The organism is Neorhizobium sp. T7_12, from assembly GCF_002968535.1.
Taxonomy (GTDB): Bacteria; Pseudomonadota; Alphaproteobacteria; order Rhizobiales; family Rhizobiaceae; genus Neorhizobium; species Neorhizobium tomejilense.
Genome location: NZ_PVBK01000023.1, coordinates 40919 through 53996 on the forward strand (window position 1 = coordinate 40919; position 13078 = coordinate 53996).

At 61.4% G+C, this 13078-nt stretch carries 15 protein-coding genes and 1 tRNA gene; 10 read left to right on the forward strand and 6 right to left on the reverse strand.

Annotated elements, in window-relative coordinates; translation table 11 throughout:
- Positions 1–65: 65 nt before the first annotated feature.
- Together C5J26_RS28755 and C5J26_RS32930 are read right to left on the reverse strand one after the other, a co-directional pair.
- Complete coding sequence (locus C5J26_RS28755) at positions 66–1466, reverse strand: L-serine ammonia-lyase (protein WP_105404874.1); 1401 nt, start codon at positions 1464–1466, stop codon at positions 66–68.
- A 183-nt stretch (positions 1467–1649) separates the two neighbouring features.
- Positions 1650–1880 (reverse strand): hypothetical protein, encoded by a 231-nt coding sequence (locus tag C5J26_RS32930; protein ID WP_172746153.1) that lies wholly within the window; start codon positions 1878–1880, stop codon positions 1650–1652.
- A gap of 114 nt (positions 1881–1994) precedes the next feature.
- On the opposite strand from C5J26_RS32930, the gene C5J26_RS28760 reads away from it, so the two are divergent.
- Together C5J26_RS28760 and C5J26_RS28765 are read left to right on the forward strand one after the other, a co-directional pair.
- Positions 1995–2693 carry a DUF599 domain-containing protein gene (locus tag C5J26_RS28760; protein ID WP_105404875.1) on the forward strand — a complete coding sequence of 233 codons (699 nt, stop codon included), beginning with the start codon at positions 1995–1997 and terminating at the stop codon, positions 2691–2693.
- A 23-nt stretch (positions 2694–2716) separates the two neighbouring features.
- Positions 2717–3703, forward strand: a complete 987-nt coding sequence (locus C5J26_RS28765; RefSeq protein WP_105404876.1) for a DUF1624 domain-containing protein — start codon at positions 2717–2719, stop codon at positions 3701–3703.
- Between the two features lie 15 nt (positions 3704–3718).
- Here C5J26_RS28765 and C5J26_RS28770 read toward each other — a convergent pair whose 3' ends face one another.
- Together C5J26_RS28770 and mgtE are read right to left on the reverse strand one after the other, a co-directional pair.
- A complete protein-coding gene (locus tag C5J26_RS28770) occupies positions 3719–4111 on the reverse strand; it encodes a MerR family DNA-binding transcriptional regulator (RefSeq protein WP_037082306.1) in 393 nt (130 codons plus the stop codon).
- 58 nt (positions 4112–4169) lie between these two features.
- A complete protein-coding gene (gene mgtE / locus C5J26_RS28775; protein WP_105404877.1) occupies positions 4170–5588 on the reverse strand; it encodes a magnesium transporter in 1419 nt (472 codons plus the stop codon).
- A 205-nt stretch (positions 5589–5793) separates the two neighbouring features.
- Here mgtE and C5J26_RS28780 point away from each other — a divergent pair, with 205 nt between their 5' ends.
- From C5J26_RS28780 to C5J26_RS28790, 3 genes are all read left to right on the forward strand, one after another.
- Positions 5794–6285: a peptide deformylase gene (locus tag C5J26_RS28780; RefSeq protein WP_105404878.1), complete on the forward strand. Its 492-nt coding sequence runs from the start codon at positions 5794–5796 to the stop codon at positions 6283–6285.
- Between the two features lie 67 nt (positions 6286–6352).
- Entirely contained in the window at positions 6353–6610 is a 258-nt protein-coding gene (locus C5J26_RS28785; protein WP_105404879.1) for a BON domain-containing protein, read from the forward strand.
- A gap of 74 nt (positions 6611–6684) precedes the next feature.
- Positions 6685–7176: a BON domain-containing protein gene (locus C5J26_RS28790; RefSeq protein ID WP_105404880.1), complete on the forward strand. Its 492-nt coding sequence runs from the start codon at positions 6685–6687 to the stop codon at positions 7174–7176.
- Here C5J26_RS28790 and C5J26_RS28795 read toward each other — a convergent pair.
- Positions 7173–7595 (reverse strand): OsmC family protein, encoded by a 423-nt coding sequence (locus C5J26_RS28795; protein ID WP_105404881.1) that lies wholly within the window; start codon positions 7593–7595, stop codon positions 7173–7175. The genes C5J26_RS28790 and C5J26_RS28795 overlap by 4 nt on opposite strands.
- 369 nt (positions 7596–7964) lie before the next feature.
- On the opposite strand from C5J26_RS28795, the gene C5J26_RS28800 reads away from it, so the two are divergent.
- On the forward strand, positions 7965–8654 hold the full coding sequence (locus C5J26_RS28800) for a hypothetical protein (protein ID WP_172746160.1): 690 nt from the start codon (positions 7965–7967) through the stop codon (positions 8652–8654).
- Positions 8655–8826: 172 nt separating this feature from the next.
- On the opposite strand, the gene C5J26_RS28805 is transcribed toward C5J26_RS28800, so the two are convergent.
- Positions 8827–8911: transfer RNA gene (locus C5J26_RS28805), tRNA-Leu, on the reverse strand.
- 176 nt (positions 8912–9087) lie between these two features.
- Between C5J26_RS28805 and lipB the strand changes: the two genes are divergently transcribed.
- The 4 genes from lipB to C5J26_RS28825 all read left to right on the forward strand — a co-directional run bounded on the left by lipB (position 9088) and on the right by C5J26_RS28825 (position 13015).
- Positions 9088–9816, forward strand: coding sequence for a lipoyl(octanoyl) transferase LipB (gene lipB / locus C5J26_RS28810; protein WP_105404883.1), 729 nt, complete (start codon positions 9088–9090; stop codon positions 9814–9816).
- 62 nt (positions 9817–9878) lie between these two features.
- Positions 9879–10799 carry a DMT family transporter gene (locus tag C5J26_RS28815; RefSeq protein ID WP_105404884.1) on the forward strand — a complete coding sequence of 307 codons (921 nt, stop codon included), beginning with the start codon at positions 9879–9881 and terminating at the stop codon, positions 10797–10799.
- 156 nt (positions 10800–10955) lie between these two features.
- Positions 10956–11609, forward strand: coding sequence for a hypothetical protein (locus tag C5J26_RS28820; RefSeq protein WP_172746161.1), 654 nt, complete (start codon positions 10956–10958; stop codon positions 11607–11609).
- Positions 11610–11746: 137 nt separating this feature from the next.
- Positions 11747–13015 (forward strand): hypothetical protein, encoded by a 1269-nt coding sequence (locus C5J26_RS28825; protein ID WP_105404909.1) that lies wholly within the window; start codon positions 11747–11749, stop codon positions 13013–13015.
- The last annotated feature ends 63 nt before the right edge of the window (positions 13016–13078 follow it).

Genomic DNA, 13078 nt, shown 5'->3' on the forward strand with positions numbered 1-13078 from the left:
CGGTTGAAGACCCATCCGCACGTGAGGTCAAGCGTTTGCTCGGTTCACTCCACAGCGGGGACGGTTCAACACTCGACGACGTTGACCGCAAGACCGCCCGTGGACGTCTCCTTGTATTTCTCGCTCATGTCGTTGCCGGTCTGGCGCATCGTCTCGATACAGGCGTCGAGCGGCACGAAATGCGTCCCGTCACCCTTGATGGCGAGCGAGGCGGCCGTGACCGCCTTGACGGCCCCGAGCGCGTTGCGCTCGATGCAGGGCACCTGCACGAGACCAGCGATCGGGTCGCAGGTCATGCCGAGATGGTGTTCCAGCGCGATCTCGGCGGCGTTCTCGATCTGCTCCGGCGAGCCGCCCATGACGGCCGCAAGCCCCGCCGCAGCCATGGCGGCGGCCGAACCCACTTCGCCCTGACAGCCGACTTCGGCGCCCGAGATCGAGGCATTGTGCTTGATGATGCCGCCGATGGCGGCCGCCGTCAGCAGGAAGTTGTGGACGTCGGCCTGGGTCGCGTCCTCATGGAAGTGCAGGTAATAGCGTACCGTCGCCGGAATGACTCCCGCCGCGCCATTGGTCGGTGCCGTGACCACCCGCCCGCCGCCGGCATTTTCCTCGTTGACGGCCATCGCATAGACGCTCAGCCAGTCGTTGGCGAGCAAGGGGTTCAGGCGGTTGCTGCGCCATTCCTCGTTCAGCTTGTCGTGAATTGCCTTCGCCCGGCGCTTCACCTTCAGCCCGCCGGGCATGATCCCGTCGACCTTGAGGCCACGGTCGATACAGCTCGACATCGCCTCCCAGATGCGGTCGAGACCGGCATCGAGTTCGGCGGAGCTCATCTTGGTTTCTTCGTTGGCGCGCTTCATCTGCGCGATCGTCAGCCCAGAACCGCGCGCCATGTCGAGCATTTGCCGGGCGGAAGCGAAGGGATAGGGAATGCGCGCATCGCCTGCCGATTTCTTGGAGGCACGCATGGCCTCCAGCTCGGTGTCCGTCACCACGAAACCGCCGCCGATGGAATAGTAGATGCGCTTCAGGAGAAGCCGGCCGTCGCGGTCAAAGGCGGAAAAACTCATGCCGTTGGCATGGCCCGGCAAGGGCTGCTTCTTGTCGAAGATCAGGTCGGTCTTCGGCTGGAATTCGTAAGCCGGATGGCCGGGCGGCATGACGCGGCCGCTGCGCTCCACTTCGCCGATGATCTCGTCCATCCTGTCGGGATCGACGGCGTGCGGCTCCTCACCGACCAGGCCTAATATCACCGCCCTGCCCGTCCCATGACCTATCCCGGTGAACGCCAGAGACCCGTGCAGGCTCACCTTCAGCGCCGCGACATGCGCGCCGGTCGGTCGTGGCCAGTCGCTGGACAGGATGAGCTCCAGGAAGCGGTTGGCCGCCGACATCGGTCCCATCGTGTGGGAGCTCGACGGACCGATACCAATCTTGAAAACGTCGAAAACGGACAGGAACATGAGAATCCGTGCGGTGATACGAGGATGGGCAAGCCTATGTCAGCCAAACCTATGTCAGAGTGCCGCCATGCCTTGGCGATTGCCCGACATCCGGTGAGCCGGCCGCGACATGGTCTTAAAATAGAAACGGCGCGGTACGAATACCACGCCGAGAACCGAAATTCCGGAATTTCACTGAGACGGTCAGATAGCGCCGAAAAGATATGCGAGGGCCAAGGCACCTGCAAATCCTACCAGCGCCTTGAAGGTCACGCCCCAGCAGGACTTCTGAACGGTATCTTCCATGTCGTCTCCAGGTTCTTGCCGCATTGATAAACGTCCACTTCGGGTCGTCATGGCTAATGGTCTATTAAAATCCTGCCGCCAGCGCAATCCAAAAATGGCGGAAACATGGCGGAACTCCAGGCTGCTCATGTTTGCAACGCCTGCCCGCCCCAAATAGTTCCCTTGAAGATGCAGGAGGCTTGCCGCCGAAACCGAAACAAAGCATGACGGAACGGATCAAGACCGATTCCGACGGTGAGGCCTATGACGAACGCTGATTATGTTGCGCTTGCCCTCTTTGCCGTGCTTTGGGCCCTTTATTCCTGGATAACCGCCGGCGCCGGCTCGCGGCTGTTTCCGCGCGCCAGCCTCAACCGGGCGATGGCCGAACGGCGGAAGGACTGGATCTACAACTCGCTCCGACGCGACCTGAAGATGATCGACACTCAGATCTTGGCGGGTCTGCAGAACGGCACCGCCTTCTTCGCCTCGACGTCTATCTTTGCGATCGGCGGCTGTTTCGCGCTGCTGGGCGCCACCGAACAGGTGGAAGCGGTCTTCCGCGACCTGCCCTTCGTCGCTTACGGCGGCCGCACCGCCTTCGAACTCAAGGTGGCCGGCCTCACCTTCCTGTTCGGCTATTCCTTCTTCAAGTTCGGCTGGTCCTACCGGCTGTTCAACTACTGCACCATTCTCTTCGGCGCCCTGCCGATGCTGCACGACACCCATGCCGACCGGGCGGCGGCGGAGCGGGCGGCCGATCAGGTGGTGCGGATGAACACGATCGCGGCCGGCCACTTCAATTCCGGCCTGCGCGCGCTGTTTTTGTCGATCGGCTATCTCGGTTGGTTCATCGGGCCCTATATGTTCATCGCGATGACCGTCGTCGTGATTGTCGTGCTCACCCGCCGCCAGTATTTTTCCGAGGCCCGGCTGGCGATCATGGACCGTGGGACGCCCTGAGATCTGATCCGGAAAGACAAGCAGTGACCGTTGCCGAAACCGAAAATCCCGCCCTGCGCAGACCCCGCATCACGCTGATCGATACGCTGCGCGGCGTCGCCCTCATAGCCATGGCGACCTACCACTTCACGTGGGATCTCGAGTTTTTCGGCTATGTCGATCCCGGCACGGCGACTCAAGGGTTCTTCAAGGTCTATGCCCGCTCGATCGCCAGCTCGTTCCTGTTCCTGGCGGGCGTCAGCCTCGTCCTCGCACATTTCCCGAAGATCCGCTGGGAGCCCTTCTGGAAGCGTTTTGCGATGGTCGCAGGTGCCGCACTCGCGATCAGTATCGCGACGTTGGTCGCCTTTCCGAGCGAATGGATCTATTTCGGCATCCTGCACAATATCGCGCTGTCGAGCCTGATCGGCCTCGCCTTCCTGCGTCTGCCCCCGTTGCTGACGGGTGCCGTCGTCGTCCTCGTCGCGGCAGCTATGATCGTCGACTACAGTCTTTTCCCCGGCGCGTTGGACGGGGCTTTATTCAACGCCCGTTACCTGAGCTGGCTCGGCTTTGCTGAAATGCCGCCGCGTTCGAACGACTATGTGCCGCTGTTTCCGTGGATCGCAGCACTTCTGGCCGGGGTGGCCGTTACGCGGCTGGCGCTATCGAAAAACTGGCTTCCGAAGCTCGCAGCGGTCCAGACGCAGCAAAACCTTCTCTCGAAGGCCGGTCGCCATAGCCTGATCGTCTATCTCGTCCACCAGCCAGTGCTGATCGCCCTCGTCTATCTCTTCTCGCTGGTGCATCCCGCCCCGCCGCCGGAACCGCGGATCGGCTATGTCAGAAGCTGCGAGGCGGGCTGCACGGGCCAGGGCAACGACGCCGGCCTCTGCCAGAAGTTCTGCGGCTGCACCGCCGACAAGCTGATCGCGCAGTCGCTGATGACGCCGCTGCAGTCTGGTGCCATCGCCGCGCAGGACGAAAGGGTGCAGTCGCTCGCCGAACAGTGCTCGATCGAGGCGCAATAGCGGTCGCTTTGAAGATCAGGTGCCGACGCCGATTTCGGCGAGCCGGGTCAGGCAGGCTTCCTCGACATTGTCAAGTTCGCTCAGCGTATCGTCGATATCCTTGCGCTTCTGGCGCAGGTCGTTGCGCTTCTCGTCGAGGCGCGTCATCAACAGCTTGAGCTGCCCCAGCTCTCCCGGCGGCTCCTTGTAAACCTGGATGATTTCGCGGATCTCGGCGATCGTGAAGCCGATCCGGCGGCCGCGCAGGATTTCCTGGATCAGCCGCCGATCCGTTGCCCGGAAAAGCCGCGTGCGACCCCGGCGTTCGGGGTGGATAAGACCCTCGTCCTCGTAGAAGCGCAGCGTGCGGGTCGATACCCCGAATTCACGCGTCAGCTCCGTAATGCTATAATACTTGTTCACGATCATGTCCTGCTACTCGTCAGCCAAACTAATTGACTTTTACGTAACAGTCAATTTTTTGGGCTCAGGGGAGCATGAACCACCAGGTCGCGAGGCCGAGGAACGAGAAGAAGCCGGTCGTGTCGGTAATCGCGGTCACGAACACCGCCGACGATACCGCCGGGTCAGCCCCGGCCCGGTCGAGAAGCAGCGGGATCGTGATGCCGGCCATGGCCGCCGCAAACATGTTGATCAGCATGGCGGTAGCGATCAACCCACCGATATGGACGTCGTGGAACCACAGGCCGGCCACCATGCCGACGAGACAGCCGATCACCACGCCGTTGATCAGGCCGACGCCCGCCTCGCGTCGAGCGACGCGCCAGGCATTGTGGATGTCGAGATTGCGGGTCGCAAGCGCCCGCACCGTCACCGTCATCGTCTGCGAGCCGGCATTGCCGCCCATGCCGGCCACGATCGGCATCAGGATGGCGAGCGCCACCACCTGTTCGATCGTCGCCTCGAACAGCGAGATCACGGACGCCGAAATGAAGGCAGTGAAAAGATTGACCAGCAGCCACGGCACCCGCGACCGCGAGGTTTCCCGGACGGAGTCGGACAGTTCCTCGTCGCCGACGCCCGAGAGGCGCATGATGTCCTCTTCCGCCTCCTCCTGGATGACGTCGACCACGTCGTCGATGGTGAGCACGCCGACGAGGCGGCCGTTGTCGTCGACGACGGCTGCCGAGAGCAGGTCGTATTGCTCGAAGAGCTGGGCTGCCTCTTCCTGGTCCATGTCGGCGGGGATCGGATAGTTCGTCTCCCGCATGATCGTCTCGATCTTCACCTGTCGCTTGGCGCGCAGGATGCGGTCGAGGTCGAGCACGCCGAGCAGCTTGAAGGTCGGGTCGATGACGAAGATCTGGGTGAAGCTCTCCGGCAGGTCCTCCTCGTCGCGCATGTAGTCGATCGTCTGGCCGACGGTCCAGAACGGCGGCACGGCGACGAATTCCGTCTGCATGCGGCGGCCGGCCGACTGTTCGGGATAATCCAGCGCGCGGCGCAGCCTCACCCGCTCGGTGAACGGCAGCTGCGCCAGGATCTCTTCCCGGTCCTCGTGGTCGAGGTCTTCGAGAATGTAGACCGCATCGTCCGAATCGAGTTCGCCGATCGCCGCCGCGATCTGCGCGTTCGGCATCTGGTCGACGATCTCCATTCGGATATTTTCGTCGACCTCGGTGAGTGCGGTGAGGTCGAAATCGTCGCCGAGCAGTCGCACAAGCGCATGGCGCTGGTCCGGCAGTATCGCCTCGAGCAGGTCGCCGAGTTCGGATTCGTGCAGCCGCGCCACATGGCTGCGCAGGAAAAGCGTGTCGCGGTCGGCGATTGCGGCGCCGACCATCGCCAGGAAGTCGGCGCGGATCGCGCCGTCCTCGGAATAGATATCGTCCCCGGCATCGTCGGTTTTTGTGCGCAGGCGGTGGTCTTCGCCGATATCGCTCATCTGCCGCCCTCGCTGCTGGTCTCTGACAAAAGGAGAATGGCGGCAAAAAACATATTGTCAACAACTGGATAGCTGCATCCGGCGCTATTGCTTATGCCACCGGTTTTCCTGCTAGAACAATTGCCGTTCCGGGTCCAGAGCGCATGACGAAACGATGCGGAAAAACCGGGAAGTCAGCCCGAAAGGCAGAAAGAGGAGTTCGAAAATGGCCATCCGAACCATCCTGAAATATCCCGATCCGGGCCTCTCCAGGCCTTGCGAACCGGTCACCGTTTTCGATGCTGCCTTGACCGCCCTCGCCGATGACCTACTCGATACGATGCGGGCAGCACCCGGCGTCGGCATCACCGCCGCGCATGTCGGCGTCTTCACGCGGCTCGTGGTGCTCGAACTGTCGAGGGAAAGCGGCCCGCGCTTCTACGCCAACCCGGAAATCCTGGTCTCCTCGGGCGAGTTGATGCGTCATACGGAAGGCAGCGTCTCCATGCCCGGCGCCAATGACGAGGTCGAGCGGCCGAAAAGGATCCGGTTCCGCTACCAGGACCTCACCGGTACCGTCCGCGAGGAGGACGCCGAAGGCTTCTATTCCATCTGCATGCAACACGAGATCGACCAGCTCGACGGCATCTTCTGGCTGAAACGGCTTTCCCGCCTGAAGCGCGACCGGCTGCTGCGCAAATGGGACAAGGGAAAATGAAAACGCGGCCGAACCAAATTCGCGTTCGCCCGTTGTGAGGTCGCAAGTCCAGCGAGGATCTACGACCATGAATGCGACAGCAGACAAGACCGCAGCCGAGCTCGAGCGAAAAGTATCCGAGCGTCTGGCTGCACTGCCGGACGTCGATTCGTCGATGATCGAACCACATGCCGAGGGAACCAAGGTTGTCCTCGAGGGTTCTGTCGATACCGTGTTCTCCGCCCGCAAGGCGGTGTTGAGCGCGGAAACCGTGGATGGCGTACATGATGTCGAAAGCCACCTGACCCTGACGGGTAAAAGGAATGGCGCATCCACGAGCCACTGAGCCGAAATACCCGGCGCACCGGCCTTTCAGGAGGGGGTGCGCCGGGTCCCATGTGGGCATGATAGGAGACTGCGGTGCCGGGCAAGAAAAAAGCTGACGACATTTCCCGCGAGGAAGATTTCCGCGACTATGACGACCGCAATATCGACGAAGGCTGGCCCTACGACGATGCCGCCGGCGCACGCCCCGTCGACAACGCCGCCTATGGCGATCCCAAGGCCAATTTCGACACCGACCGCAACCGAGGCTATCAGGTGGATGGTGTCGAGCGGGACGGCTCGGAAGAGCGGCTCGTCGACAGCATCCGCCCCGGCACCAAGGGGATCGAGGAGGCCGACGATCTCGAAGAACGGATCACCGACGCGATCGAGGAGCTGGGCATGATCGACATGGCGTCGATCGACGTGCATGTCGAGGACGGCACCGTCACGCTCGAAGGCGCCGTCGACGATGCGGCGACCTCGCGCAAGATCGTCCGCAGGATCCAGCGTGTCGCCGGCGTCCGCCAACTGGTCAACAACCTTCGCCTCGAAGGCGTCGACAGCCACATTCCCGACGACGACTAATCGATCGTCAGGGAAATCTCCGGAGAACTTTTCAGCGTATTGCTGACGGTGCAGATTTCCTCGGCCATGTGGGCAATCTGCTTCTTCTGCTCGTCGTCGAAATCCCCTTCAATACGGAAATCCACGATGAACCGGGTGATCCGGGACGGGCCTTCATGGGCCTTTTCGCCGGTCACATGCACCTTCACCTCGCTCAGCCTGTCGAGAATGCCGAGCTTGCTTGCCGCGATTCGACCGCTGAGCACGAGGCAGGCGGCAAGCGATGAGAACATCAGGTCGAGCGGGTTGAACCCAGGTTCGGAAGCGCCGGTCACCACTTCCACCTGACCACCCGTCTCACTCGTCACCTGCGGGTGACCGAGGCGTCCGAGAACGGCGGTCGCTCCGATCGGCCGTGTCTTGATTTTCAGTTCGACCATGGGGTCATTTCCTACCCTGCAATAATGCACACGCCTCAATTCATCAGATAGGCATGGAATTTCAAAGCCGCAATTCGTCTTGCTGCACGACTGCCTTGTACAATCAGCAAAATTTGGGTTTTCGCTTAATCTACTTGAGTCATTCTGAGGCTCATTTGCGCGGCAGCGTATCAATCCTCATCAAAATTCATCGGCGCTCACGGGCCGATAGCGACAATCACGGGATTCGGGCACCCATCGTACAGTACGCAGGTGGGTGAGTGCGTAGGCTGATGCGCTAATCAGGTGAACGAGAGCTTGCCCGATATGACGCGATACGGCGCGGGCGGGACCACTCCAGATGAGTATGGTAAGAGGGGTAGGCAAGACATGAAACGAGGCGTCGCAAACCATACGCCTATCGTCACCGCGCCGGAAGATGTCACCACCGGCCACCAACCCTGGATGATTCTGCGAAAACCCATGGCCAAGACCCGATCCGAGACACTATTCGAGACATGGTTAGCGTCAAACAGCCTGCCCTTTCGGTCAATCTCAGCCGAACGGGGCGTCTCGACGCCAGACTACGGCGTGACAATCGGTGAGGCGGAGATCATTTTCGAGCTAAAGCAGATTGAGGCTGGCCGAAATTGGGCGGATGAAATGGTTCACAGTGGGGAGGTCGGCAAATTTATCCGAGATAGAATCACCAAGAGCAAGAGGCAAATACAAGCCGCGTCTAAGGGCGGGAAGCCGACCGTTCTGATGATCTACAACGACTATGACCCGTTTCAACTATTCGGCACGGAGGACCACGATTTCGAGCACGCGATGTACGGAGCAGACACAGTCGTTCTCGCTAGAGAATCGGGACGACTGGTTGATCGCTTTCACGGGGACGGGAAGTCGTTTCAATCGAGTAAGAACACGTCGTTCAGCGCCCTAGCGCGTTTGCGCCAAGCGGGACGCGACCCAGAAGTAACCGTGACGATCTTTGAAAATATGCACGCCGCAGTTCCGATTGATTACGTCTCGCTCCCCCCGTGCTTCAAGGTCGTCCGAGTAAATCAGTCGCGTTGAAAGTCTAGGCGTCGGACGACAGGTGTCGCCTGCGTGAACACCGGCCGACGATTCATCGGCAATGCGCTATATAGCTCGATGTTTTGCCATAGGAGCGGCAGATCGGCCGCTCAGTTTTCTAGATGTCATTTCATCCGGGCAACAAAAAACCCGCCGAAGCGGGTTTTTATTTTGGTGCGGTCGAGAAGACTCGAACTTCCACGTCTTGCGACACAGCGACCTCAACGCTGCGCGTCTACCAATTCCGCCACGACCGCATCGTGGTAGATGCCGACTTGCGCCGGCGGGGCTGCATGTAGCAAAAGCATTTGGGGTGCACAAGTGCGCCGTGACAGATTTTTGAAGGATAAAAATTCCAGGTGTGAATGCCTATATAAACCGGGCCGAAACCAGGCCCTTGCCGCACCCTTTTGTTTTTGCCAGAAGATTTTCCATGCTCACACGCACCGACCTCAATCTGTCCATGCTGCCGCAAACAGGCTCGCCGCCGGTGCGCTGGCGAATCTCCGACGGGCTTGTCCCCTACGAGGAGGCCGTGGCCGAGATGGAGCGCGAGGTGGCGGCGATCGCCGATGGCCATGCCGACGAGCTCGTCTGGCTGCTCGAACACCCGCCGCTCTATACCGCCGGCACCAGCGCCGACGCCGCCGATCTGATCGAACCGGACCGGTTTCCGGTGTTTTCCACAGGCCGCGGCGGCGAGTACACCTATCATGGTCCCGGCCAGCGCGTCGCTTACGTGATGCTCGATCTCAAGCGCCGTCGCCAGGACGTCCGCGCCTATGTTGCGGCGCTTGAGGAACTGATAATCCGCACCCTCGACATGATGAACGTGCGCGGCGAGCGGCGCGAGGACCGCGTCGGCGTCTGGGTGCGCCGGCCGGAAAAACCGCTTCTGCCGGACGGTTCGATGGCGGAGGACAAGATTGCCGCTCTCGGCATCCGGCTGCGCCGCTGGGTCAGCTTCCACGGCCTCTCCCTCAATGTCGAGCCGGACCTCTCGCATTTTACCGGCATCGTGCCCTGCGGCATCAGCGCTTACGGCGTGACGAGCCTCGTCGATCTCGTCCTTCCGGTGATGATGGCGGATGTGGATATGCGCCTGCGTGAAGCCTTCGAGGAAATCTTCGGCGCCACCGTTTCCGAAACCGCCGTCGCCTGATCCCGGCTTGAACATTGCCGCCCGCCGTGGTTGAAGAACCCGGTTCCTCGAAAGTGCCGGGCATGCCCTCTTCCACACCTGAAAATCCGCTGAAGGGCATGGCCATCATGGCCACCTGCATGGCCATCCTGCCGCTGATGGATGCCATCGCCAAATACATGGCGACCACCGAGGCGATGTCGCCCGCTCAGGTGACGTTCTACCGGTTCTTCTTTCAGCTGGTCTGCATCCTGCCGCTCGCCGTATTCACCGGGGCTGCCATCTTCCGGCCGAAACGCCCGTGGATGAACCTGCTGCGCGGCGTACTGCATGCGGCGGCCAGCCTGATGTTCTTCGCGGCGGTCAAATACATGCCGCTCGCTGACGTCTTCGCCATATATTTCGTCGAACCCTTCATGCTCACCATGATGTCGGCGATCTTCTTGCGGGAAAAGGTCGGCTGGCGGCGGTGGCTGGCGATCGTCGTCGGGTTCAGTGGCGCCATGATCGTCATCCAGCCGAGCTATGCGATCTTCGGCTGGACGGCGCTGTTGCCGGTCGCCTGCGCCTTCCTCTTCACGCTCTACCTCTTCCTCAACCGGGCGATCGGGGAAGCCGATTCGCCGCTCGTCATGCAGACCATGGCCGGCGTCGGAGGAACGCTGTTCATGGCCGCGGCCCTGGTCATCGGAGATAGCACAGGGGCTGCGGATTTTACTCCATCGCTTCCAGCCTCCTGGCTCGGTCTCATCCTCCTGATGCTGCTCGGCTCGATCTCGGGCTACATGCATCTGCTCGTGGTGCGCGCCTTCCGGCTGGCGCCGCTTTCGCTGCTTGCGCCCTTCCAGTATTTCGAGATCATCTCGGCCACCGTGCTCGGTTACGCCTTGTTCGGCGATTTCCCGACCGCCTCCAAATGGCTCGGCATCGCCGTCATCGTCGCCTCCGGCCTGTTCATCATCTGGCGGGAGCGTTCCAAATCGAAGCAGCTCGAAACCGTTTGACGGCCCTGTTTGCCCCCGATTAACCGCGCTTGTTGGCCACCCCTCAACTTCTCTCAATTATCACCCACATTGGTTTCATGATGAAACGGAGAAATAAAGATGAGCGGGTTCCGCTTTTCTTTTCCGGCATGTGTCATCGCCGGGAAGGGTCGGATTGTGGCCGACGATATTTTGATGCTGCGCAAATACGCGTTCCCGGATGGCATTTGCTCCTCCGAAGACGCGCTCGCCCTTTTTGCACTGAATGATTCCTGTCCCGAACAAAGCCCCGAATGGTCGACCTATTTCGTCGAAGGCCTGACGGCATATCTCGTGCGCGGCAGAGAGCCGATGGGACGCATCGACGACGCGAAAGCCGGCTGGCTGATGCGCACGATCGCCGCCGACGGCGCCGTGCGTTCCGCCCTGGAGCTCGAACTGCTGCTGCATGCCATGGAAATGGCGTCCGAGGTGCCGGAAAGTCTGTCGGCCTTCGCGCTCGACCAGATCCGCCTGGCGCTCGAGCCCGGCGCGCGGGGCGCCTATCGTGCCATCCGCCCGGCCTCTGCCGGCATCACCGCCTTTGACCTCACCTATATCTGGCGGGTTCTGCGGGGAGCGACGGAACGTGGCCGGCTGATGCTGTCGCCGGTCGAAGCGCTGGTCCTGCGCGAGATCGACGAACTGGCCGATGCTAAGATCCATCATCCCGCCTGGCGGGAGATCATCGCGGCGGTGACGACATATGAAAGGCCGAAGGAAGTGCTGCGGTCGGGTCCCTGGCTGGTGACCGATGCCGGGCATCGCCTGACGCAAGAGGTGGCGGCCTGACGAACCGCCGGCCGCGACGCGTTGCACGGCTGCTCGTTCGCATTTTATCGGTTGGCTAAACCGCCTGGAAAATCAATCGGCCTAATGGTGTCCTTGATGATCGGCCGATGGCGAGCCGACAGGCTTCCGAGGTCGATATGACGCCTACCGTTTCCGCAGTCCTGTTGCTGACGATCAATCTCGGTCTGCTCTGGCTGCTGATGGCTGCGCCCGTCGGCCGCCGCACCATCGCGCTGCGCCGGACACTCGAAATCGCTCCGGAGCGTCTGTGGCATGCCTTTCACCCCGGCGGCGAGGAAGCGAGCTGGAACCCTTCGATCCTCTCCTCAGGGACGGAAAAAAACCGCGGCGGGATCGAGATCGCCTACAGCCATCCCGATCGCCACGGTGCGCCGATCCGGCGGGTCTTCAAGGTCGAGGAAACTATCGATAGTGCCGAGTTCTGCTACGAGAGCCGTGCACGCGTCGTCGACGACACCGCGCTCGACATTTCCTTCTGGCGCAATTTCGAGGAATACCGTGCCGTGTCGCCTTCACCCGGCGGCTCCACGGTCACCCTCGCCCAGACGGACGACTATCGCGGCTTCGCCGTCTACCTGTTTCGCTATTTCATGATCCGCCGCGAGCTTTCATCGCTGACTACCTGGCTGAAGAACGGCCGGCCGAAAACAGGCGGCATGATCGAACACCCGGTTGTCCAGATAGTCCTGGCTCTCCTCTCGACGCTGCTGCTCTGGCCCTTTTTCGGGCTGACTGCGGCGGGCCTGACGATCTCCATAATCCTGACCCTGGTCATCGTGCTGCACGAGCTGGGGCACATGGCGGCCTATCGCGCCTTCGGGCATGAAAGGGTCAGGATGATCTTCGTGCCGTTTCTCGGAGGCATCGCCATCGGCGGACGGCCCTATAACAGCCGCTTCGAAGTCGCCACATGCGCGCTCATGGGCGCAGGCATGTCCGCCTTCCTTGTACCGGTGGTGATTTCCATCCACGACCTCTCGACGGCCCGCCTATTGTCCGTGTCCCTGCGTGAGCCGGCTCTGGTCTTCCTGCTGATATTAGGGGCATTCAACCTCCTCAATCTTCTGCCGATGTCCCAGTTCGACGGCGGCCGGGTGCTGAGGCAGATCTTTCCGACCCGCAGCCTGCTCGTCGCCGGCAGTTTCGGAATCACGCTTCTGATGCTCTGGGTCGGTTACCGGATCGGCCTGTCGTCGACCGCCCTGATCGCGGCACTTGCCGTCTTCACGCTGATGAGCCTGATGGGCATTTCGTCCGCCAAGCCGCGCGAAAGTCTCGACCCCATGCATCCGGGCGAGCGGCTGATGGCGGGCCTCGGCCTCTATGCGGCGGTCGCCATCCATTCCCACGGTATCGTATATGCCTGCGACCGCCTTTTCGGCTGATCACCCGCCTTCGATATCACGTGCCATCGACGTCTCCACCCATTGACATCAACCCGCCAACCG

Bases quoted from the DNA above. Each gene is read 5' to 3' on its own strand.
- C5J26_RS32930 (WP_172746153.1), bottom strand. From the start codon at position 1,880: ATGAGCAGCCTGGAGTTCCGCCATGTTTCCGCCATTTTTGGATTGCGC.
- C5J26_RS28825 (WP_105404909.1), top strand. From the start codon at position 11,747: ATGACGCCTACCGTTTCCGCAGTCCTGTTGCTGACGATCAATCTCGGT.
- C5J26_RS28755 (WP_105404874.1), bottom strand. From the start codon at position 1,466: ATGTTCCTGTCCGTTTTCGACGTTTTCAAGATTGGTATCGGTCCGTCG.
- C5J26_RS28770 (WP_037082306.1), bottom strand. From the start codon at position 4,111: ATGATCGTGAACAAGTATTATAGCATTACGGAGCTGACGCGTGAATTC.
- C5J26_RS28795 (WP_105404881.1), bottom strand. From the start codon at position 7,595: ATGGTCGAACTGAAAATCAAGACACGGCCGATCGGAGCGACCGCCGTT.
- C5J26_RS28800 (WP_172746160.1), top strand. From the start codon at position 7,965: ATGAAACGAGGCGTCGCAAACCATACGCCTATCGTCACCGCGCCGGAA.
- C5J26_RS28760 (WP_105404875.1), top strand. From the start codon at position 1,995: ATGACGAACGCTGATTATGTTGCGCTTGCCCTCTTTGCCGTGCTTTGG.
- C5J26_RS28780 (WP_105404878.1), top strand. From the start codon at position 5,794: ATGGCCATCCGAACCATCCTGAAATATCCCGATCCGGGCCTCTCCAGG.
- C5J26_RS28815 (WP_105404884.1), top strand. From the start codon at position 9,879: ATGCCCTCTTCCACACCTGAAAATCCGCTGAAGGGCATGGCCATCATG.
- mgtE (WP_105404877.1), bottom strand. From the start codon at position 5,588: ATGAGCGATATCGGCGAAGACCACCGCCTGCGCACAAAAACCGACGAT.
- lipB (WP_105404883.1), top strand. From the start codon at position 9,088: ATGCTCACACGCACCGACCTCAATCTGTCCATGCTGCCGCAAACAGGC.
- C5J26_RS28785 (WP_105404879.1), top strand. From the start codon at position 6,353: ATGAATGCGACAGCAGACAAGACCGCAGCCGAGCTCGAGCGAAAAGTA.